General features: G+C 60.2%; 17 protein-coding genes. 6 read left to right on the forward strand and 11 right to left on the reverse strand.

Going from position 1 to position 23076, the window contains the following annotated elements; translation table 11 throughout:
• Positions 1–5 precede the first annotated feature (5 nt).
• Both opgC and ASD36_RS02465 read right to left on the reverse strand, forming a co-directional pair.
• On the reverse strand, positions 6–1109 hold the full coding sequence (gene opgC / locus ASD36_RS02460) for an OpgC domain-containing protein (RefSeq protein WP_162246374.1): 1104 nt from the start codon (positions 1107–1109) through the stop codon (positions 6–8).
• Positions 1110–1412: 303 nt separating this feature from the next.
• Entirely contained in the window at positions 1413–3518 is a 2106-nt protein-coding gene (locus ASD36_RS02465; protein ID WP_244482196.1) for a HAMP domain-containing methyl-accepting chemotaxis protein, read from the reverse strand.
• Between the two features lie 377 nt (positions 3519–3895).
• Between ASD36_RS02465 and ASD36_RS02470 the strand changes: the two genes are divergently transcribed.
• Entirely contained in the window at positions 3896–4678 is a 783-nt protein-coding gene (locus tag ASD36_RS02470) for a TlyA family RNA methyltransferase (RefSeq protein WP_060504832.1), read from the forward strand.
• A complete protein-coding gene (locus ASD36_RS02475) occupies positions 4675–5925 on the forward strand; it encodes a class I SAM-dependent RNA methyltransferase (protein ID WP_060504831.1) in 1251 nt (416 codons plus the stop codon). Before ASD36_RS02470 ends, ASD36_RS02475 begins: the two co-directional genes overlap by 4 nt.
• Before the next feature lie 22 nt (positions 5926–5947).
• Here ASD36_RS02475 and ASD36_RS02480 read toward each other — a convergent pair whose 3' ends face one another.
• The 6 genes from ASD36_RS02480 to ASD36_RS02505 all read right to left on the reverse strand — a co-directional run bounded on the left by ASD36_RS02480 (position 5948) and on the right by ASD36_RS02505 (position 14005).
• Positions 5948–6409, reverse strand: coding sequence for a MarR family transcriptional regulator (locus ASD36_RS02480; protein WP_060504830.1), 462 nt, complete (start codon positions 6407–6409; stop codon positions 5948–5950).
• Positions 6406–7557 carry a twin-arginine translocation pathway signal protein gene (locus ASD36_RS02485; RefSeq protein ID WP_244482194.1) on the reverse strand — a complete coding sequence of 384 codons (1152 nt, stop codon included), beginning with the start codon at positions 7555–7557 and terminating at the stop codon, positions 6406–6408. The genes ASD36_RS02480 and ASD36_RS02485 overlap by 4 nt, the downstream gene beginning before the upstream one ends.
• Positions 7558–7699: 142 nt before the next feature.
• Positions 7700–9784, reverse strand: coding sequence for a methyl-accepting chemotaxis protein McpU (mcpU, locus tag ASD36_RS02490; RefSeq protein WP_060504829.1), 2085 nt, complete (start codon positions 9782–9784; stop codon positions 7700–7702).
• Between the two features lie 271 nt (positions 9785–10055).
• The gene (locus ASD36_RS02495) at positions 10056–11144 is read right to left on the reverse strand and encodes a PHB depolymerase family esterase (protein WP_060504889.1); all 1089 of its coding nucleotides are present in this window, start codon (positions 11142–11144) and stop codon (positions 10056–10058) included.
• 295 nt (positions 11145–11439) lie between these two features.
• Positions 11440–12192 carry a crotonase/enoyl-CoA hydratase family protein gene (locus ASD36_RS02500; RefSeq protein ID WP_060508729.1) on the reverse strand — a complete coding sequence of 251 codons (753 nt, stop codon included), beginning with the start codon at positions 12190–12192 and terminating at the stop codon, positions 11440–11442.
• Between the two features lie 31 nt (positions 12193–12223).
• Positions 12224–14005 carry an acyl-CoA dehydrogenase gene (locus ASD36_RS02505; protein ID WP_060504827.1) on the reverse strand — a complete coding sequence of 594 codons (1782 nt, stop codon included), beginning with the start codon at positions 14003–14005 and terminating at the stop codon, positions 12224–12226.
• A gap of 207 nt (positions 14006–14212) precedes the next feature.
• On the opposite strand from ASD36_RS02505, the gene ASD36_RS02510 reads away from it, so the two are divergent.
• The gene (locus tag ASD36_RS02510; protein WP_060504826.1) at positions 14213–15205 is read left to right on the forward strand and encodes a transporter; all 993 of its coding nucleotides are present in this window, start codon (positions 14213–14215) and stop codon (positions 15203–15205) included.
• 58 nt (positions 15206–15263) lie between these two features.
• On the opposite strand, the gene ASD36_RS02515 is transcribed toward ASD36_RS02510, so the two are convergent.
• Positions 15264–15755 carry a BA14K family protein gene (locus tag ASD36_RS02515; protein WP_060504825.1) on the reverse strand — a complete coding sequence of 164 codons (492 nt, stop codon included), beginning with the start codon at positions 15753–15755 and terminating at the stop codon, positions 15264–15266.
• A 190-nt stretch (positions 15756–15945) separates the two neighbouring features.
• Between ASD36_RS02515 and ASD36_RS02520 the strand changes: the two genes are divergently transcribed.
• From ASD36_RS02520 to ASD36_RS02530, 3 genes are all read left to right on the forward strand, one after another.
• Complete coding sequence (locus ASD36_RS02520; RefSeq protein WP_060504824.1) at positions 15946–16938, forward strand: GH25 family lysozyme; 993 nt, start codon at positions 15946–15948, stop codon at positions 16936–16938.
• A gap of 128 nt (positions 16939–17066) precedes the next feature.
• Positions 17067–18737 carry a calcium-binding protein gene (locus ASD36_RS02525; protein ID WP_060504823.1) on the forward strand — a complete coding sequence of 557 codons (1671 nt, stop codon included), beginning with the start codon at positions 17067–17069 and terminating at the stop codon, positions 18735–18737.
• A 200-nt stretch (positions 18738–18937) separates the two neighbouring features.
• Positions 18938–20590 carry a phosphoethanolamine--lipid A transferase gene (locus tag ASD36_RS02530; protein WP_244482192.1) on the forward strand — a complete coding sequence of 551 codons (1653 nt, stop codon included), beginning with the start codon at positions 18938–18940 and terminating at the stop codon, positions 20588–20590.
• Positions 20591–20726: 136 nt separating this feature from the next.
• On the opposite strand, the gene ASD36_RS02535 is transcribed toward ASD36_RS02530, so the two are convergent.
• On the reverse strand, positions 20727–21824 hold the full coding sequence (locus tag ASD36_RS02535; protein WP_060504821.1) for a hybrid-cluster NAD(P)-dependent oxidoreductase: 1098 nt from the start codon (positions 21822–21824) through the stop codon (positions 20727–20729).
• A gap of 1 nt (position 21825) precedes the next feature.
• Positions 21826–23076, reverse strand: coding sequence for an aromatic ring-hydroxylating dioxygenase subunit alpha (locus ASD36_RS02540; protein WP_060504888.1), 1251 nt, complete (start codon positions 23074–23076; stop codon positions 21826–21828).

Here is a 23076-nt window from a genome sequence, read left to right on the forward strand (position 1 = left end):
TGAATTCAGATGGCGCGGCGCAAGCCATAAGATGCGGCTCCAACCCGGGCAGTCCTTCGGACTTCGAGCATCCAGCCGATTGCCAGCTGCAGCGCACAACCGATGGCAAGCAACAACAGTTGCAGCGCGATCGGCATGCCGGGATCGAGTGTCATCAACACCACGGCACCGAACGACAGAAGGATACCGGCAGAAAAGACGGCCAGGCTGTGCCGCCCGGCGGCACAGACGAGCCTCATGGCCGGATGATCGGCGGTGGCTTTGACGGCGCGAATATTCCAGGCGAGATAAAGGATCGCCAGAACATTGATGATCCGCAAAGGGCCGTCATTGATCTTGGACACCAGCTGATGGTGAAGTTCACCAAACGGCGAATCCACGGCCCCGAGATGAAAAGCCAGATTGAGCGGAATGGCAGCGATAGCAAAAACTGCGGCGGCTGCGAATACCGGGCCATTGTAAGACAAGACGGACTGGCCGCATTTCATGCGTGCCCCCAAATATATGCCGATCACGAAGATGAACTGCCACGACAGAGGATCGAAAAACCAGGCCTCTCCTTCGAGGGCTGCGTTGGGGAAATTGATATGGCCAAGGCCCGCAACGAACCAGATGAGGCAGGAAAGCCCCAAAAGCGCACTTTTCGACCGGTCATGCAGCAGAAACGCGAAAGGAGCGATCAACAGCAGGACGACGTACATCGGCAGGATATCGAGATTGCCAGGCATATAACTCAGCGACAGGGCCTGAAGACCATGATGGAGCGGATCCAGCCAAAAATCCGTCATGTCGGCAGGCCACGCAGTCTGGTCAAAGGTTCCGATGACAAAAGCCGATATTGTCATCATGATCGCGAAAAGTATGAGATGCACGAAGTAGAGGCGCAAGGCCCGCTTCCATGGCCGCTCCAGCTGCAGGCTGGCATACGGACGATAATAGGCGAGCGCGCAGGACATGCCGGCCAATAGTACGAAGACTTCGGAGGCGTCGGAAAATCCGCGCGACTGCTGGAACGTTGGCGAAAACGTGAACTCTGCATGACCGATGAAAATGAGCAGAAGCGACAAGCCCCGCAGCAGGTCTATTCTGTTCTCCCGTTCGCCGTTCATCTCTGGGTTCCAGGTTGCCACCATCGCGGCAGGCGCGATCAACCCGTCCTAAAGCAAAACCGTTACTCTCCCGCCTGATATCACCGGTACAATTTTAGCGATTGATCATTTTAAATCGACCACTCCGTGGAGGCCGGTATCACTTTCCCTCATGCCCACCTTGTGACAGGCATCCAGCCCCGGCCGCCGCCGGGTCAACGTTCCTTTCGGCCCAATGACCTGCCGCTCATGATGCCTGGTCTTGCCGATGGACTGAACCCCGGCAAAGTCCCGGGGTTCTCCGTCCAGGCTTCTTCCGCAGTCTTACGCTGCGCGGCGTAGGTTGTACGCTGCCATCGCGAGCGCCCCCCTGCCGCTGTCGAGCTGGAACTCGGCGATCAGTTCGCGCAGGCGGCTGGCCTCGTTGGCAAGCGTAGCGCTTGCCGCGTTGGTTTCCTCGACCATGGCGGCGTTCTGCTGGGTCACCTGATCCATCTGGTTGACTGCGGTATTGACCTCGGCAAGACCGACCGACTGTTCGCGGGCCGATGTGGCAATTGCGTCCATATGCTGATTGATGGTCACGACATAGGTTTCGATGGTCTTGAGGGCATCGCCGGTTTCCCGCACCAGCTTGACGCCGCCTTCGACCTCGACGCTGGAATTGCGGATCAATTCCTTGATTTCCTTGGCAGCCCTTGCCGAGCGCTGTGCCAGTTCACGCACCTCCTGGGCAACAACGGCAAAACCCTTGCCGGCATCGCCGGCACGCGCAGCCTCGACGCCGGCATTCAACGCCAGCAGATTGGTCTGGAAGGCGATCTCGTCGATGACGCCGATGATATTGGAAATCTGGCTTGCAGAATCCTCGATCCGGCGCATTGCTTCGACCGCATTGGCAACGACTGCGCCGGACTGGGCGGCACTGGCATTGGCCTGTACCGCAACACTGCGGGCCTCGTCGGCGCGCTTGGAGGCGTTGGAGACATTGACCGTGATCTGATCAAGGGCTGCCGCGGTTTCCTCCAGCGACGCCGCCTGCTGTTCGGTGCGGCGGGACAGATCGTCCGAGCTCTGGCTGATCTCGCGTGTGCCGTCATCGATCGAACCGGCCGACTGGGTGACCGCGGTCAGCGTATTGCCCAATTGCTTGATGGCCGCGTTCAAATCGTGACGCAGAGCCTCAAAATCCGGGGCGAAGGCATCGTGGAGCTGGAAGGACAGGTCCCCGGCAGCAAGACGGCGCAGACCGGCAGCCAGGCCTGATGTCGCCTGCTGCAGACGCGCTTGCGCTGCTGCTTCGGCTTCCTGCGTCAGGCGAACACGGTCGGCTTCGGCCTGCCTCCGCGCTTCCTGCGCTTCTTGCTCCAGCCGGTGGTTGGCAATCGCAGCCTGGCGGAAAATCTCGACGGCACCGGCCATTTCGCCGATCTCATCCTTGCGGTCTGTAAAGGGGATGGTGCTCGTGGTATCGCCACCGGCAAGGCCGGTCATCGCCCGGGTGGTTGCGGCAATCGGCCTGGAGATGCCGCGCCCGACAAAATAGACGGTGAGTGCCAGCAGCAAGATCGCAACAATCACCGCCGCAATTCCAACGTTCTGCGTGCGTGCTATCATCTGTGCATTCTCTGCTTCGCCCGAGTGGCGCAGGCCGGTAAGGTCCTGTGCCAGTCCCGCCAGAAGCGGTTCCATATCTGCGAAGGCCTTGGAAACATTCAGCCGTGTGCTGCTCTCGATCCCGGCTGTCGTAGCATAGGCGTTGAATGCCGCCTGATACATTTGCAGAGCCTTCATGACGGAATCATAGGCTTCCTCTGACCCGAAACGTGCAGGTGTAAAGGAAGCAAAAACCTTGGCCTCCGCCGCATGGCCCGCCACATATTTGGCCTCGCGGCGCATGATGAAATCCTTCTCATGCCGCCGCATCGTCAGCATGCTCGCCTTCAATCCGGTGTCTTCAACATCGGTCAGCAGCTGTTCGATGGAATGCACGGCCCTGCGCATTTCGCCTTCGCGGCCCTTCGAAGGATCGAGCCCGAGCTCCGTATGGACTGCCACGAGCGACTTGAATTGATCAAGATACACATCGAGCCCGGCGCCAATGGCCTGCAGTTTCTGCTGGACCGAGGCATCTGGAACCGTCAGCCGCAACAGTTCCAGCTGTTCGCGGGTTTCAACGGAAAACTCCTCGTGGTGCAGGACGGCCTCCTCGCTCTGTTGCAGCAGGAAATCCTTTTCCGCAGCCCGCTCTTCAAGCATCTTGTTTTCAAGGACCAAGAGCGCCTTGTCCGATGCCTCAATCATGCGCTCCTTTTCCCGGAAGGATTGCTCGATTGCCTGTTCGACGATGAAAATGGCAACGATCGACAGAATGCCGGCAACAGCGATCGGGACGAGCAGGCCAATCTTGTGGGACAACCTAAGACGCATAGGGACTCCATATTGCCCGGCCAGACTGGCCGGGACGCAAACAGTGTGAAAAAATCTGGATATATGCCTGATCCCGTGATGCGGGATGGGCCTTGGAACATGCCGGTGAAGCGAACTCTTCAAGCAAATTCACCGGTGCTGCATGCCCGGTATCGCACATCCGAAAATGTGTGACGTAAGGCTCGCCGGATTAGGGCGCGCCAATTAAATATCGGTAAAAAACCCATACACCTTTACTGGTGAATACCGCGCAGCAGACTGGACCTTTTGTCCGCCGCATCCCTTACGGACTGGCTGGGCAGCCTCTTTCGGCACTATTTGAGCGTAGCCGGCCGCATGGCCCTTGCCATCACGGGCCTGACGCGCCATGAGAACCCATGTCAAACGAACCAAAAACCTCCGTCCGTCTCGATCAGCTGCTTTTGAACCTGGGGCTTGTCGCCAGCCGTTCGCGCGCGCGCGATGCGATCCAGCGTGGCACCGTCACCGTCAATGGCCGTGTCGTCACCAAGGCAAGCTCCACCTTTCCCGAGGATGTGACGATCGCCATCGACGATCCGGTCCAGCCCTATGTTTCGCGCGCGGCGCTGAAGCTGAAAGCGGGACTTGAACATTTCAAACTTTCGCCGGAAGGCCTGGACTGTCTGGATATCGGCGCCTCGACCGGCGGCTTTACCGAAGTCCTGCTGCACGCGGGTGCTGAGCACGTCATCTCCATCGACGTCGGCCATGGCCAGTTTCATCCACGCCTGGACGCCGATCCCCGCGTCACCAATATCGAGGGCCTGAATGCCCGCGTGCTGGATGAGGATCACCTGGAAGACCGCGAGATCGGTTTCGTCGTTTCCGACGTCTCGTTCATCTCGCTGAAACTGGCACTGCCGCCCGCGCTCGATCTCGCGGCACCCGGCGCCCATTGCATCCTGCTCGTCAAGCCGCAGTTCGAAGCCGGCCGCGAGGCGATCAGCAAGGCTGGCCTGCTCAAGGACCCTACAACCGCGCCTGCGGTTGCAGCCGAGTTGGAACGCTGGCTCGTCGAGGACATGGGCTGGACGAGCCTTGGCCTCATCCCCTCGCCGATCTCAGGCGGTGACGGCAACGAGGAATATCTGCTGGCCGGTTACAAGCCTCTGGATGACGATGCGGACGAAGACGCATGAGCACGGAAACGCTGACCATCGAGAAGCTGGGCCAGTCGGGCGACGGTATCACCAGAGGTCCATTCGGCCCTGTCTATGTATCGTTTACACTGCCGGGCGAAACCGTGGCGCTGGCGGTCAACCGCGACAAGGGCACGGTCATGTCGATGTCCGAGATCTCGCCCGAGCGTGTCGAGCCGAAATGCCGGCATTTCGGACCGGACGGCGAGAACGGCACCTGCGGCGGCTGCAGCCTGCAACATGCCAGCGACAGCCTTTACCAGCACTTCAAGCGGCAGCTGGTTCTCGACGCGTTGAAATCGAAAGCGTTGCAGGCCGAGGTCGCGCCGCTGGTGCTTGCCTATCCCGGTGAGCGGCGGCGCACGGTGTTCACCGCCCGGCGCACCGAAAAGGAACTGCTGCTTGGTTACAACCAGGCCGAAAGCCATCACATCGTGGCGATATCGGAATGTCCCATCGCAAGCCCCGGCATCGTGTCGCGGCTTGCAACCATCCGGACGATTGCCAACGCCATGGCCGTCAATGCCGAGCCGTTCCGCATCACCGTGCTTGAAACGCTCTCCGGCCTTGATCTGGCCTTCGACGGCATCAAGAAAATGGACGACCGGCAGCGGCGCATGGCGGTGGAGACTGTTCTCGGCCTGAAGAGCATTGCCCGCCTCAGCCTCAATGGCGAAATCCTCGTCGAACCCGTCAAGCCGGTGATCGATTTCGGGGGTGTTTCCGTCTCCCCGCCGCCCGGCAGTTTCACCCAGGCGACGAAACCCGCCGAAGAGGCGATGGCGGAGCTGGTGATGGCGCATCTCGGCAAATCGAAACGCGTCGTCGATCTTTTTGCAGGCTCCGGCACATTCTCGCTGCGTATCGCCCGCAAGGCGCGCGTTCACGCCGTCGAAGGTGAAGACAAGCCGCTGAAGGCGCTGGATTTTGCGGCGCGCAACACCCAAGGCCTGAAGCCCGTTACCGTCGAGAAACGCGATCTCTTCCGCCGCCCGATGATGGCTTCGGAACTGAAGGCCTATGACGCGATCGTCTTCGACCCGCCGCGCGCGGGTGCCGAAGTCCAGACGAAGGAAATGGCGCGCTCCGGCGCCAAGAAGATCGTCGCCGTTTCCTGCAATCCGGTGACGCTGGTGCGCGACCTGCGCATTTTGGTTGATGCCGGATACCGGATCACCTCGGTGACGCCGATCGACCAGTTCCTCTGGTCATCGCACGTGGAAGTCGTGGCAACGCTGGAAAAGTGAATATGGAGCGGATCCGGAGACGTCAGGTCTTCGGATTGCGCCTTGTATCCAGCACCTTGCGCAGGCTTTCAATAGCTGGAAGCGCTTCGATAATCCCCGCCATCGCGATTTCACCGGCGATGCCGGCGAGTTCCGGTCCGAGAGCCTTGATTGCCGCATCGCGGGCAGCCCTGCCCTCTTCTGTCAATGAAACCCGCTTCGAGCGGCCATCATGCGCATCCGGTGCGATAGCGATGAAACGCTTACCCTCAAGATGGCCGAGCGTATTGGTCATGGCGCCCTTGGTCACCTGCATAGCCTGCGCAATCGACAAAGGCGTGCGCCCATCCCCCAACCGGACGAGATGATTGAGCACAACGAATTGCGGCAAGGTCATGCCCGCAGGCATAACCTTCTCAAAGGCAGTGGCTGACAATTGCGCGACGATGCCGATTTCGTTGAGGAACCGGAACAGCGTTTGCAGATCGTTTTCGCTTGCCGTCATACGCTCCTGATCCGGGTATCCACGGGCCAGCGGGGTGCGCCCTCAACGGCCGGACCGTAACCGAGACGCGCAAACATTTGAAGCGTTTCATTGTCCCGCACCACAAGCGCTTCACGCATGGCAAGAAAGAGCGGACGCATTTCTGCGAATTCCTGCAGTGCCTGGCTGAGCGGGTGCATCGACACGCCCGCCGCTGTCGCAGCCAGGTTGAGGCGGATGTAATCGCGCCCGGCGGCGATCTGATCGGCGCGGCTGTTTCCGGCGGTCTTCAACCACAGGAATGCCCTCGCCGTATCGACCGGCTCCTTCAAGACCGGAATCTGCTGCTGGAACGCCGTTGACGTCTGGTCGAGCATGGCTTGGCGCGACAGGAGGCCGGCCATCGACAGTCCCTCGATCAACGGACCGGACAGATCAATACCATCCGGATTGGCTTCGATCGCGGTGCGGCCGACCCGGACGAGATCGATACTCTCTTTCAGCGTCCTCGGCGTGGTGATCTCCGTATGATAGGCGTCCCACGCAAGTCTTCGCAACGCTGCAACCCGGGCGGGATCATTGGTATAGGCAATAGATGCGGTGCGGGCGGCTGAAGCGATCTCAACCAGCTTGCCGGCAGCGACGGGCCGGGCGGTATCATAGGGCTCCTTGTTCGAACGGCGCGACAGGACCTGTGCGAACAGCGGATCTGCTTTGATCGCATCATCCTGAACAAGCCGGATGTGGGCTACCGGGCGGGCATCCAGCCGGGGTTGTGGCTCGCCCTCGGGAAACAGCGTGATCTCGGCATGATAACCTTCTTCAGCGGCCGCTTGTGCCAACAGTTCGAGGAAGCAGCCAAGGCCAATGGTGATCTGCCGGTCATACGGGTCAGTTTGCGGCAGGCGGCGATCGCTTTGGCAATAGAGCGTGATTTCGTCGCTGGTTGACAGGTTGGCAAGCCAGGGCTGCCGGTTGTGCGGGTTGGGCGCCAATATGGCGAAGGACAACAGCCTGCGCCGCAGATCGGTTTCCCCCTGACCTGCATCCTGCCACGGCCTTCTTGCCGCAAGCGGATCGCGGGTGGCTGCCCAGAGGCCACCACTCGCCGCCGCCAACACCACGCCTCCCCCGACTATGTTGATAAACCGCCGCCGTGTCACTGCCATACCAACCTCCATTTGGTTTAATGGAGAACTATATAGTTTAATATGAAACTATATTCAAGACGGATCGCGGATGCGGCTGAATACACAAACACCCGCACCGGAGGACCGGTGCGGGTGTTTTCAGATACGATCGCTTCGCTGATCAGGCGGCGCGGCGGGCGTAGTTTGCGTGCCTTACAACCGGAGCCGACGACTGCGTGTCACCCATGTTGAACTGCGCGAGCAGGTCGTTGAGCGCTGCCGCTTCCGAGGCAAGGCCATGGCTTGCTGCGGTCTGTTCCTCGACCATGGCGGCATTCTGCTGGGTGCCCTGGTCCATCGTGTTGACCGCCGTGTTGATCTCCTGCAACCCGGTCGATTGTTCGCGGGTGGAGGTGACGATGGCGCTGATATGCGTGTTGATTTCCTGAACCTCGGAGACGATGGCTTCCAACGACTGGCCGGTTTCGCCGACCAGTGTCACACCGGCACGGACCTGATCGCCCGAGGTGGTGATCAGTGCCTTGATCTCCTTGGCCGCATTGGCCGAGCGCTGGGCAAGCTCGCGCACTTCCTGAGCAACGACGGCGAAACCCTTACCGGCATCGCCTGCACGGGCGGCCTCGACGCCAGCATTCAGGGCCAACAGGTTGGTTTGGAACGCGATATCGTCGATGACGCCGATGATGTTGGAAATCTCGCCGGAGGATTTTTCGATACCCTGCATGGCGTTAACGGCATTGCGGACCACTTCACCGGACTTTTCGGCACCGGCGCGGGTGCGGGCAACCAGCTGGCCGACCTCTTCGGCGCGGCGGGCGCTGTCCTTGACCGTCGTGGTGATCTGCTCGAGAGCTGCGGCTGTCTCTTCGACGGAAGCTGCCTGCTGTTCGGTGCGGCGGGCAAGATCGTCGGCGGCCGTGCGGATTTCCATGGCACCGGCATCGATGGCGCGAGCATTGGCGCCAACGGCCTGCAGCGTCTGGTGCAGCTTGGTCACCGAATTGTTGAAGTCGGCGCGCAGACGATCGAGATGCATGACGAACGGAACCGAGATGCGGTATCCGAGATCGCCATCGGCAAGACGGCCAAGACCGGTTGCCAAGGCCTCGACGGCCTGCTGGATGTCGGCGGTTTCTTTTGCCTTCAACGCTTCGCGCTCGCGGCGCTCCTGCTCAGACAGCGAACGGCCGGTTTCGGCTTCGCCTTCGAGGCGCGCGCGCTCGATGGCGTTGGCGCGGAAGACGGCAACGGCAGCGGCCATCGAACCGATCTGGTCGCGGCGTTCCTGGCCGGGAATGTCGGCCTCCAGGTCACCGGCGGCAAGATGCTCCATGGCGCCGGTCATATCGGTGACCGGGCGGATGACGAGACGGCTGAGCAGGGTTGCGAGGAAGGCGATCATCACACCGACGGCCAGAAGCGTGGCAACGGTGGCGGCAATCCGGAACTTGCCGATGGCGGAATAGGCGACGTCGGCATCGACGACGAAACCAACATACCATTCAACCGTTGGCAGACCGGCGACGGGTACGAAGCTGACGAGCTGCGGCTTGCCGTCCAGCTCGGTCTGCATAATCGTCGAAGCGATCGAAGGTGTCTCCACCGGGAAAGCATCGGCGAGTGTCTTGGTGACCAGCTTGGCATCCGGATGAACCAGGATCTGGCCGGATTTGTTGACGAGGAAGGCAAAGCCTTCGCCGCCGACATCGATGTCCTTGACCATCGAGACCAACGTCTTCAGCGAGAAATCGCTGCCGGCAACGCCGATCAGCTTGCCATCTTTCTTGACCGGCGCTGCAGCGCTGATGATGAGATCGCCGCTCGATGCATCGATATAGGGGTCGGTCAGCACATTGCCACCAGCCTTGACAGCATCCTGATACCATGGGCGTTTGCGCGGATCGTAGCCTTCCGGCATCGGGTTAATCGGCCACGTGGTGAATTTTCCGGTTTCGTCGCCGACATAGGTGCTGATGAACTCCTTGACGAGTACATCGTTGTTGAGCGTGGCTTCGAGCCCGGCCTGATCGGCGGTGTCTCCTGCAGCATCAGCCACCATCGCAGTGAGCGTGACGCGGCCGTTCAGCCAGTTGGCAACACTCTGGGCGGCCTGCTTGCCGGAGGAAGAAATGTTCTCCTCGACGGCGCGGGTCGTCGTGTCATGCTGGAGGCTGTCGATATAGACGGAAAAGCCGGCAAAGGCGGCAACGACGACAAGGGACGCGGCGACAAGGATACGCGTCATGAGATTGGATCTTTTCAAGGCAGACTTCCCTAATGCGCACCGGCGATGACGCCGGGCGGAGGCTTGAACGTATCCGCGCGCGGGACCGGCGGCCGGCGCTATAGCGCGAGACCGTTCCAGAATGCGGGGATGGGATGACATGCCACGGGGGCGCAGACGGCGCGCCTCATGCGCCCGGCAAAGGCCGGCAGACTGGGCCCCTGATTGCCCGGACCATACGGATGGCCACTTAAAGCAGGGTTAAATTTTCATTGCAGGAAAAGTGAGGGCTTTAAGGGTTCTTCGCCGGTTTCAGCGCGGAAAGCGGCGGTGATTTCTTCAGACCCCAGGCAGTCGCCAGATGCATGGACGAGGAAATACCGGCGTCCAGCATGTAGGGGCCGGGCGTATCCGCCTTGACCCGCGATGACGGCCGCGGCTTCAGCGGCGTTCCGTGGCCCATGCCGTCGATCAGGTAGAGTTCGACGGCAAGCTTGCCGGAGGCATCCTTCCAGACGCGGTGAAGGTGGCCATCGACTTCGTTTTGCGCGTAGGCGCCGCTGTCCAGGTCATGCACATCCAGCCATTGCTGCACGAGCGCATCCGCATTGTTGAGGGATACCGTGTGATCCTTGGTTCCATGCCAGATCGATACGGTGGGAAAACCGCGCACCACCGGCGATGCGGCCCGCACGAGATCACCCCATTCCTGACCGGACCGTTCCGGTGCGGACTTCATCGCGGCCAGCGCCCGGTGCACGTCACGCGCGGCGCCATAGGGCAGCCCGGCGATAACGCCGCCACCGCGAAAGATATCCGGGTAGGTTGCAAGCATCGCCGCAGTCATCGCCCCGCCCGCGGACAGGCCGGTGACGAAGACACGCTTGTGGTCGATGCCGTGCGCCGACGCCATCTTCGCGACCATCTGGCGGATCGACATCACCTCGCCGCGGTCGCGTGTGACATTGCTCGGGCGGAACCAGTTGAAACAGAGATTGGCATTGTTGGAACGCTTCTGCTCGGCATAGACGACGGCAAAACCGCGTTCCCGAGCCAAAGTCGACCAGCCGCTGCCCTTATCATAGGCTTCGGCGCTCTGGTGACAGCCATGCAGGACGACAACGAGCGGCGACTTTTTCGGCAGGTCCGCCGGCACGTAGCGAAACATCCGCAGACGGCCGGGATTGCTGCCGAAAGCCTTGACCTCTTCCAGACGGGTGGTTGAGCGCGGCATTGCGGTTGGCCGTGCTGACGGCAGCTTGGTGGAGGCTGGGGACGCGAGCGCCTTGCGCGTGACCTTGACGGCCTTGGCAATGGTCTTCTCCCAACGCCGATGTTGCTTGAACATATCGGACAGGGAAAACATGAAACGAGACCGCATGGACGAATCCTCGGTTGGCGGCATGCCTCCGATGCCGAAATTCCTCCACGCACAGAGATTATATGGGCCTGTCCCGCGATCCGGCAAGGTTGTGAGGGATTATTCCTACGGTCGGCTTCCGGCGCGGAGTACCCCCCTCTGTCACTTCGTGACATCTCCCCCACAAGGGGGGGAGATCATTCTTTTCCCAAAAAGCCTAAAAGCCTGCGGCTAATCTCCCCCCTTGTGGGGGAGATGTCGGCGTCGCCGACAGAGGGGGATGCGGAAAGCACTAAACTTAATCTTTGAAGCCCAATCAACGCCGCATGAAAGCCTCGAAAGCAGCGCGGGCTTCGGCACTCTTCAACTGCGCGGCAAAATGTTTGGCCTCCTCGTCGATTCGCGCCAGCACATCGGAGCGGTCACCCCGAATAAGGTCGCGGGCGATGCGCAGGGCTTCCGGTGGCTTTTTCGCCAGGCTTGCGGCCAGCGCCAGCACCTCCTCCTCGATGGCATCGGCACCGGCGATCTTCCAGATCAGCCCCGCTTCCTGCGCCTCTGCGGCGGTGAAGGGTTCACCGGCGGCGAGAAGCGCAAAGGCGCGCTGATGACCGGCGATGCGCGGCACGATCAGGCTGGAGGCTGCCTCCGGCACCAGGGCCAGATCGACGAAGGGCGTCTTGAAGGTCGAGCGCTCAGAGGCGATCGTCAGATCGCAATGGAGATGGATGGTCGTGCCGATGCCGATCGCCAGGCCATCGACGCCGGAAACAACAGGTTTCGCCGCACTCGCCAGCGCCTTCAGGAACTCGATGACTTCCTGCCCCATCGATCCGCCCATGGCAAAGGCCATGAAATCAGCCATGTCGTTACCGGCCGAAAAGCAGCCTTCGGTGCCGAGAAAAGCCGTGACGCGGATGGGCTCGTCGGTTCCGGCGACAGTAAGTGCATTGGCCATCTTCGCGTACATCGCCCGGGTGATGGCGTTCTTTTTGGCCGGCCGGTTGAAGCGGATGACCTGAACGCCCGCATAGGCCTCGGGCCGCTCGATCAGCACATCATCGGTCATGGTCATCTCCTTTGATCAGGCCAGTGTTCAATTAGGCAAGAGCGATACGGGCGCTGGCAAGGCTTGCTGCACCGGTGACAATGCTGTCTTTGAGCGCGCGCGTTTCGGATAGAAGGTTTTCAGCGGCAAACCGGCAGAGCGCGATGCGGACATCGCGGCCACCGTCGTCCACCTCTGCCAATCCGCCCTTGGCGAGATAGACACCCGTCAATGTCAAGCCGAACAGCCGCTGATAGGCGGTGGCACCGGAAAGCGCTTCGGCGGATTTGCCTTCGGCAAGACGCGCCAAAAGCCATTCCGTCGTCTCTTCCAGATCGGCGATCGCATCATCGAGACGGCTGCCGGTTTCCCCGAAATCGGCAAGATTGGAGGAACCGGCCTCTTCAGCCACCGCCTTCAACTCGGCAATGAAGCCGCGCACATGGCCGCCATCCGACAGGGGCAGCTTGCGGGTGACGAGATCGATCGCCTGAATGCCGTTGGTGCCTTCATAGATCGGCGCGATCCGGGCATCGCGCAGATAGCGCGCCGCACCGGTCTCCTCGATGAAGCCCATGCCGCCATGTACCTGGATGCCCATGGAGGCAGCATCGACGCCGACATCGGTGCCGAAGGACTTGGCGATCGGCGTCAGGAGACTGGAGCGTTCCTGCCAGTGACGGGCCTCGTCGCCTTCAGAGACATGCGCCCGATCGACCGCATGGGCGCAGCTCAGCGCGATGGCGCGGGCGCCCTGTGTCAGCGCCTTCATGGTCAAAAGCGTGCGGGCGATATCCGGGTGCTCGATGATCGGGCTCATACCCGTGCCCTTCCAGCCCGGCGCCTTGCCCTGCGTGCGCTCGCGGGCATAGTTCAAAGCATGCTGGGTGGCAGCATCGGCCATCGCCACGCCCTGGATACCGACGGCAAGACGGGCATTGTTCATCATCGTGAACATGCAGTTGAGGCCCTTGTTCTCCTCGCCGATGAGATAACCGACGGCGCCCTTGTCATCACCGAAGCGGCCATCGCCATAGACCATGGTGCAGGTCGGCGAGGCATGGATGCCAAGCTTGTGCTCCAGCGAATGGCAGAACAAATCATTGCGGGCGCCGAGCGAACCATCCGCGTTAACGAGGAATTTCGGCACCAGGAACAGCGAGATGCCGCGCGTCCCTTCGGGAGCCCCGGCGATCCGCGCCAGCACCAGGTGAATGATATTGTCTGTAACCTCATGATCGCCCCAGGTGATGAAGATCTTCTGGCCGAAAATCCGGTAGGTGCCATCGTCCCGGCGCTCGGCACGGGTCTTGAGCACGCCGAGGTCGGAACCGGCATGCGGCTCGGTCAGGTTCATCGTGCCGGTCCATTCACCCGAGATCATCTTGGTGAGGAAGGTGGCCTTGAGTGCCGGTGACCCATGTTTTTCAAGCGCATCAACGGCGCCCATGGTCAGCATCGGGGCCAGAGCGAAGGCCATCGAGCCGGCATTCCAGAATTCCATGGCGGCAATATGCAGCATATGCGGCAGCGCCTGGCCGCCGAATTCTTCCGGGGCCGTCAGGCTGTTCCAGCCGCCGGCCGCCCAGTCGCGATAGAGACCGGCCCAGCCGTCCGGCACCTGCACCTTGCCATCAACGAGCTTCGAGCCCTGTCGATCGCCGACATCGGCCAGCGGTGCCACTTCTTCGGTGGCAAAGCGCCCAGCTTCACCAACGATCGCATCAACGAGATCCTCGTCGAGGTCGCCGAAAATACCTGCAGCCAGATCCTCGCCAAGCCCGGCCACATGCTTCAGCGTGAACAGAACTTCGTCAACCGGCGCCTTGTACATATTGGTCTCCTCCCGCACTTACATGATAACATTGCTGCATGGCAGTCCAGCAGCGGCGTCGTCGTTGGACCGAGAAATTATTGATTTTTACGTAAACGTCAATATTCGATCTGCTCACGCTCTCCCTGCCCTTCAGATCGCACCGTAACAAAACTGTCATGAAACCCGCATACAGCGAAGTCTGGCCCTTTGCCGGAACAATGCAGCATGAACCTGATCTCGTCCGAAATACCGGGGCTCGTCTGGGCCTATCGCTTCCTGCCGGGCGACAGCCGCTGCGTGCGGATCGCCGCTGATTCGTCCATCGACGCTCTGATGGAAGGCGACGGCTGGGTGTGGCTGCATCTGGCACTGAGCGATGCGCGCACCCCCGGCCTGATCGAACGCATCACCACCTTGCCCGCAAATGCGCTTTCAACGCTGACCAGCCATGACACGCAAGCGGCAGTGACGATATCCGACGATATCGTCTATGGCACACTGGTCGATTTCGAACGCACGTTCGATACGGAGACGAAAACCATTGGCTGGCTGCATTTTGCCGTCACCGAAAAAATCATCATTACCACGCGGCTGCACCCGCTGCGCAGTATCGACAGGGTCAAGGCCGCAATTGAAAAGAATGCCCGCTGCGGCCGGCCGATCGATCTGTTCGAGATGATGGTGGTCGAATTCCAGCGCACGCTGATCAGCCTGGTTCTGGAATTAACGGAAGACCTCAACATCATCGAGGATGATGTTTATGGCGAGGCCGGGCATAATCATCAGCCGCGGCTGGCGCCGCTGCGACGCACCGCCGTTCGGCTGCACCGGCATTTGCGCACATTGCTGGCGCTGCTACGCCGGGCTGGAACCTCTGAGGAGGACGAAGTGCCGGAAGGCTTCATTGACGTTGCCGAACGCCTGTCTGACAGGCTGGAAGCGGTCGACCGCGATGTCTTCGCGTTGCAGGAACGCGCCCGCCTGTTGCATGAAGAGATCGACAGCAAGCTGTCGTCAGAGACAAACCGCCATCTCTACATCCTGTCGCTGATGACGGCCTTCCTCCTGCCGCCGACGCTTGTCACCGGCTTTTTCGGCATGAACACCAGCGGCCTGCCTTTTGCCGAAGGCATTCACGGCACCCTTCTGGCAGGTTTCCTGATCATGATGTCGATGGGCGTGGCCTGGACGATATTGAAGCGGATCGGAATTCTCTGACAAAAAAAGCCGGAGACGAGGTCCCCGGCCGATAGTCTGTGCTGATCAACGCGTCCCGTCAGTAGGGTGAATTGCACTGCCTGCGTGGGCCGTTGTTCGGCTGATAGGTATTGTCGTAAGCACGGTAGCTGCGATAGCGATTGTAGCACCACTCGACATGGCTGCCGCCATACCGGACTGGCGGCTGGGCAATAGCCCCACCGATCACGGCACCGGCGGCAAAGGCACCCAGCGGGAACCAGAAGCCGTTATATTCGCGGTATCCGGGGCGATAATAGTTATAGCCGCGATGACCGTTGTAATAAGAATATCCGCCATGGCGATAATAGCCATGCCTGTTGTTATTGTAGTAGCGCCTGTTGTTGTTGTAGCGCGGCCGGTTGTTGTAGTGGCGCTCACCGTAGCGATTATATTGCACGGCTTCAACATTCGACCGTTCAGCGGCGACCGGAACCGGGATCTGGGTAAAGGCCTGCGATGGCGTAAACGACGTTGCCAGCAAAACGGCAGACAGCGCCAACGATGCCACCTTTAATTTGAAAACACCCATGCGGGGCTCCTCCATCAACTGCTTTCGGACAATATTGTCTTGCCGGTAGAACGCTTTGTGCCTGGTTTTGTTCCACGGCACCACAACTAAGCATGTCCGGCGCACACGCGCCAGATGTGTTATGCCCGGGTCGCGGTGAAGAGGTTTGAGGCTTAATCCTCCGTTAACCATCTTTGCGCACCCTCTTCAGATGGAAAAGCGCCGGACAGCACGCTTGGGCAAGTTTTTCCGCCTCGCCGCTTGCCTCGGCGTCGCGCTGTTTTCTGGCGGCGGCCTGATCCCCAAAACACTGGCCCGCGACGTCACCCCGTGGAAATCACCGGACCATGCCCTGGTGATCGACGCCTACGAACTCAACATTATCGACTGGGATGCAATGCTGAAGGACAAGCGCATTGCCGGTTTCATCTCCAAGGCATCCGACGGACTACCGGAAAGCTTTGCCTGTACCGGCGATCACGCGGGCGACACGGTGGCCCACTGCAAGACGATGTGGCGCAAATATGCCGTCAGCCGCGAACTTTACCAGACACGGCGGCTGATTGCCCGGGCAAGCGGCCTGCTCTGGGGGGCCTACCATCTCGCCCGTCCCGGCAATCCAGTCGACCAGGCCAATCACTTCCTCGACTATGCCCAGCCGCGCGACGACGAACTGATGGTGCTCGATATCGAGGGGATCGACCCGGAAAAATACATGTCGCTGGAGGATGCGGCCATTTTCGCCGGTCATATCAGGACCCGCACCGGCCGTTACCCGATGCTCTACACCAATCACGCCACTGCCAGATATATTGCTGCCAATCGCGACCGCTTCCCGATCCTGTCGCGTCTGCCGCTCTGGTATGCCCGTTACAAGCCAGGAATCCGCAATGTCTTTCCGATGGGAAACTGGGATAGCTACGCGCTCTGGCAGTTCTCAGCAGCATCCAACTGCGGCAAGCGGCGCTGCCCCTATCGCGTCGCGGGGACGTTGACGGATATCGACGTCAACGTCGCAGCGATGAGTGCCACGGCGCTCAAGGCGGTCTGGGCCAAGGGCGAACTGCTGCCGGAAAAACCGTTGGAAAGACCGGTCATGATCGCCTCGGGCAAAGCAGTTTCTTTTTCGGGCGCTGGCATAGGCGTCGATATGACCGTGACGGGATCGATCGCCAAAATGTCAATTCCGCTCGGCCTTCGCTAGAAATCGCCATTGCGATGCCGCCACGAATTTACCATAAGGCTGGAAATGCCGTGTCGGGGGTAGCCTGTTTACCTCTTTGCCGTATGAGAACCTGAAACCAAGGCAATGACACTGCACATGATGGGCAGATGACCGAAAAAATCGTAATCAGCAGCAACCGCACCGAACCGGTGCCGGTGCTTGAAACAGGCAGCATGTTTATCCTGAACAAGGGGATCACGCTCAGCACGGCTGCGACTGCCATTCTGGCCACCGGCACAGCGACGGCGCGTGACTTCTATATCAACGGCACGGTGCTTTCGGCATCCGGATATGCTTTCCAGTTCGGCACGACCGCGGTGGCTGATAGCAAGAGTACGTTCGTCGTCAGCAAATCAGGAAATGTTTCCGGCAAGGGATATGGCCTGAGGATCGATAGCGGCGGCCTGGAACTGATCAATGACGGCACCGTCGCTGCACGCCTGACTGCGGTCACGGCTGCTGGACAGGCCACCAAACTCGTCAATACCGGCCTGATCGAATCCACGGCCGGCATCGCCATCGCCTCTTCCGGCAGCAGCGCCGAAATCATCAACCATGGAACGGCGCGCGCAGCGTCGAATGCGGTGACCCTGAGCGGCGCCTCGGCACTTTTGACCAACAATGGTGAACTTCGCTCCGACAAGGCCTCGGCGATCGTTTCCAGCGGCAAGGCTGCGGTGTTGACCAATCACGGTACCGCGACCGGTTATGGAACAACCATCTCCTCTTCCGGTGCCAACGCGACGATCACCAATGATGGGGCAGTCATCTCGGCGAAGGCTGGCGCGATCCTCGCAACCGGCATTGCGGCCATCATCACCAATAGCGGCACGGTCACGGCACTGAAGAACGCGATCACAGTTGCTGGTGATGGCGGAACGATCACCAATAACGGCCTGATCAAGACCTCCGGATACGCCATTGCGGTCTCGGCCGACGATACGATCATTACCAACAATAAGACGATCACGGCAGGCGGCGGTATCAAGGTGGCCGGAGCCGGCGAGACGGTGACCAATTACGGCACCGTCACCGGCACGGTTGCATCGCTGGCCACGATCGATTTTTCCGGTGCGAGCAAAGCAATCCTGCAAAACAGCGGCCTGATCAAATCGGCTGGAACCGCATTTCTGGGCGGCAATAGTGCGGATACGCTGTTCAACAAAGGCACGATCACTGGCGCGATCAAGCTCGGCAACGGCAACGACTATTTCGACGGCACGGGCGGCAAGGTCAACGGCACGATCTACGGCGGCAACGGCAACGACGTCTATGTGATCAGCGATGCCAAGATCAAACTCTCGGAGGCTGCCCGCGGCGGCACCGATCTCGTCAAAACAATGGTTTCCTTTACGCTCGGCAACTACTTCGAAAACCTGACGCTGAACGGCACGGCGGCCATCAATGGCACCGGCAATGCGCTGGCAAACCAGTTGCACGGCAATAACGGCAAGAACATTATCGACGGCAAGGCAGGCAATGACATGATCTGGGGTCATGGCGGCGCCGATATCCTGACCGGCGGCGCCGGCGCCGACCAGTTCGTCTTTGCCACCGGAGACGGCAAGGACACGATCACAGACTTTGCCGCCACCGGTTCAAGCCACGACATCCTCGACCTCAGCGGCCTGGCCAGCATCACCGATTACAAGGATCTGGTGCAGCACCACATGAAGCAGGTCGGCAAGGACGTCTTCATCGATGGACTGCACGGCGATAGTATCCTCTTGAAGAATGTGAAGATGGCCGCACTGGATGCCGGTGATTTTCTGTTCTGAGGGATAAGGGCGGGGCACTGAGCAGTGCGCCGCGCCAACTGGTTTCCGCCCCCAAAACGATCCGGCCACGGCTTCCATCGCCACGTCTGCGGGTTTTTCAGGCCAGAATACACCTGTTGCAGACGTTCAGCCTCCTGTCAGCCGGCGAGCGCAAGAGAAGGGAATAGTCATCATCCCTGCCTTGATTGCCGGAGCCTGTTTTGAATTTTCGCTCTATCAAGCGGCCCACCATGGGCAGCATACCGCTCAGCCTGCTGGTCGTCCTCTTCATCCTGAGCCTCCAGAATTTGACGTTCTGGAATGAAGCCTTCTATGTGTTCGGCGGCTTCCACCTGGGCTTCTATACGTTCGTGGCGGCCATCGCCCTGCTTGTCTTCGCAGGCGTCGTGCTGTTCTCGGTCAAGTACCTGATCAAACCGTTTCTGGTCTTCCTCCTGATCGCTGGTGCGATGGCCTCCTACTACACGGATTTCTTCGGTGTGGTGATCGACAAGGAAATGATCCGCAACGCCGTGGTAACAACGCCGGCGGAAGCCGGCCCTCTGATCACGGTCACGTTCGTCCTGCATGTCTTCTTCTACGGAATTGTGCCGGCCATTTTGGTCTGCCTGACACGGATCACTCACCGTCCTTTCATCGGCAAGTTCTTTGTCAACCTCGCGGTCATTTCCATCTGCCTGTCCCTGTGCATCGGGCTGATTGTCTCGAACTATTCGGGAATTTCTTCGAATATCCGCGAACATCGCGACATGATGGCGAAGCTGACGCCGTTTGCAGCCATCACCTCCGCGATCGGCCTTGGGGTCAGCACCTATCGCGATATCGGCATCGTGCGGGCTCCGCTCGGCACAGACGCCAAACTCGGCCCCATGTACGCGCAAACGAAGAAACCTGTCGTCACCATCATCGTCGCTGGCGAAACTGCCCGGGCCATGAACTTTTCGCTCAATGGCTATGACAGGGAGACCAATCCGGAACTGAAAACGCTTGGCGTGACGAATTTTACCAAGACGACCAGCTGCGGAACCGCAACGGCCGTTTCGCTGCCTTGCATGTTTTCCGTCTATGGCAGGCAAAACTATTCCGACCGCAAGGCCCGCTCTACCGATACGCTGATGGATGTTCTGCGCCGCGCTGGTGTTGACGGCTATTGGTGGGACAACAATACCGGCAGCAAGGGCATTGCCGATCTCGTCAGCTTTGCCAGCCTGACCAAGCAGAAGAACAGCCCGCTGTGCAAGGACGATGGATGCCTGGACGATATTTTCCTCGGCAAACTCGATGAAAAACTTGCCGGCATCACCAAGAATACCGTCATCGTTCTGCACCAGCTCGGCAGCCATGGCCCGGCCTATTATCAGCGCTATCCGGAAAAATTCCGCCGCTTCACGCCCGATTGCCGCACCGCGCAGCTCTCCGACTGTTCACGCGAGGAGATCGTCAATGCCTATGACAACTCGATCCTCTACACCGATCATAACCTCGCCGAAGTGATCAAGCTTCTGAAGAAGCATCAGGGCACTGTCGATGGCGCGATGATCTACATGTCGGACCACGGCGAGTCGCTCGGCGAGAACGGCTTGTTCCTTCATGGCGCGCCTTACATGTTCGCGCCAGCGGAGCAGACGCACGTACCCTTCATCGCCTGGTTCTCAGACCAGTATGCTCAGCTGACAAACCTCGATCGGAGCTGCCTCCAAACCTATGCCGACGCCCCGACTTCGCATGACAACCTGTTTCATACCGTCCTGGGAATGATGAACGTCATCACCAAGGTCTACAATCCGGCGCTTGACGTGTTTGCAGCCTGCCGCTCGGCCGCAGTGGCAAACCCGGTCGTGCCGGAATCCTGATCCAGGGGTATTTCAGCCGATAGACGAACTCGGCCGCGTCGGCCTTTCAGGGCATGCCCCTTGTACGATTGGCTGCTCCTCACGCCCGGCCGGGCGTGAGGAGCAGCGGCCGTTCAAACTGCGTATTTACAGACCGTCATGCCTCGATTTGCACGTCCCCGATCGGGCGCGAACAGCAGGCGAGGATGTAGCCCTCATCGATTTCATCATCGAGGATGCCGCCATTGTGGTTCATCTCGACCTCGCCCGAAATCTTCATCACCCGGCAGGTGCCGCACAACCCGCCCTCGCAGGCAGCCCCGATACGCACACCTGCGGCGCGCGCCGTTTGCAGGATGGTCTGGCCGGGCTGGCACTTGGCGTCCTTGCCCGCCATCGTAAACGTGATGGTGGACACAGCGGAAGCATCCGCCTCGCCCGCACCGGCCCGGATGGCAAGCTCGGCCGGATCCGGCGCGCTGGCTGGCTGAAAGCTCTCCTCATGATAGCGGTTCATGTCGAAGCCGACGCTTTCCAGCATCGATTTGACGCCGCGCATGAACGGCTCGGGACCACAGCAGAAGACGGTGCGGTCGCGGAAATCCGGCGCCAGCAGTGCCAGCTTGGACGTCTCGATGCGGCCGCGCAGCCCGTGCCAGCTGTGACGCGGCGCATGGGTCTCGACGATGAAGCCGAGATTGAGGTTCGGCATGTTGCGCGAGATGTTTTCCAGCTCGTCGCGGAACAGCAGATCATCCGGCTGGCGGGCGCAGGACAGGAACGAGACATCCGTCTGCGGCGCGCAATCGGCCATCCAGCGGGTCATCGACATCATCGGCGTGATCCCGGAACCGGCGGAGATGAACAGATATTTTTCACCGGGATGACGCACGAAGGAAAAATCGCCGAGCGGCCCGAAAGCCTTCAGCTTCATGCCCGGCTTTAGGTGGTCGAACATCCAGCGTGTACCAATGCTGGATGCCTGGGCCTTGACGGTCACGGCCACCGAAAACGGCCGCGACGGCGTCGAGGACAGGGTGTAGGTGCGCATCACCGGATCGTCCGGCGTCACCGGCAGTTCGAGTGTGACGAACTGGCCCGGCAGATAACGGAACCAGCTGTCCTTGTCCGCCTTGAAGCCGAACGTCATCACGTCCGGCCCTTCCGCGGTAACGGAAATGCACTCCAGCAATTGCTGGCGATCGTTGAACGGCTGCAGCTCGTCGAAGTGCCGGAAGGAGGAAACAATCGTCATGTCAAGCAACCCGAACCAGAGATGGCGACGTCGCAATGCCCTTGAGCCGGCCCTGCATGAAGTTGGTGTACCATTCGACGAACTGCATCACGCCACCTTCGTGCTCCGGCGAATAGGGTCCGGGCTGATAGGCGGGCGAGCGGATGCCGAAGGCGTTTTCCTCTACGATTTGGCGGTCCTGGTCGTTGGTTTCCGTCCAGACATGGGTCAATTCTTCAAGGTTGTAATCGACTCCCTCGACGGCATCCTTGTGCACCAGCCACTTTGTGGTGACCTGGGTCAGTTCCGGACCAAGCGGCAGGACGCGGAAGGTGATGGCGTGATCGGCCAGCACATGGTTCCAGGTACTAGGGTAATGGAACAGCAGCAGCGTGCCGATATGGCTCTGACTGACATCGTCGGAAAGCTGGCGCTTGACGGCGCGCTTGCCGGACATGGTGTAGCTTTCCGCACCCTCGATTAGCGGCATGCGGGCGACGCGGAACTGGCCGCTCTGATCCATCTTGAACTCGCTTGGCAAACCCGACGCTTCGCAATGCGCCCAATGGGCGGCGATGACCGGATCGTCCTTGGCGCCCTGCACGCCGGTCGCCGTCGGCGCCTCCGGATAGGTGCGGCAGAGTTCCGGATGGTTCGCCGCACAGTGATAGCACTCGCGGTTGTTTTCCCAGACGAGCTTCCAGTTGCCCTTCTCGATGATCGTGCTTTCGAAGGCCACCTTGGTGTCCTTGAGATTGTGCGGCGTCAGATAGGACGAGACCATGTCGCGCATCGGCTGGAAGTCCATCGCCTCGTCGGCCAGGCAGATAAAAATGTAGCCGCCGATGGTTTCACAATGGATCGGTTTCAGGCCGTGCTGGTTCTTGTCGAAGTCTTCGCCCATCTGGCGCGCAAACAGGAGCTTGCCGTCCAGTTCGTAGGTCCACTGGTGATAGGGACAGACAAGCTTGGCCGATGAGCCCTTGGCGCCGGCGCAGACGCGCGAGCCGCGATGGCGGCAGGAATTGTGCAACGCGCGGACGGTGCCGGTGCGGTCGCGTACGATAACAACCGGATATTCGCCGACCTGGGCGGTGAAATAATTGCCCGCCTTCGGGATTTCACAATCGTGGCCGATGAACAGCCAGTCCTTGTACCAGATCTGCTCCATGTCGAGCTTGTACAGATCGGGATCGGTATAGAAGGCCTGCTCGAGACTATGTGTGTCACGGCGGTTCATCAATTTTCGGAGGACTTCGCTGCGGAGATCCAT

Source organism: Rhizobium sp. Root1334 (genome assembly GCF_001426665.1).
Classification (GTDB): domain Bacteria; phylum Pseudomonadota; class Alphaproteobacteria; order Rhizobiales; family Rhizobiaceae; genus Pararhizobium.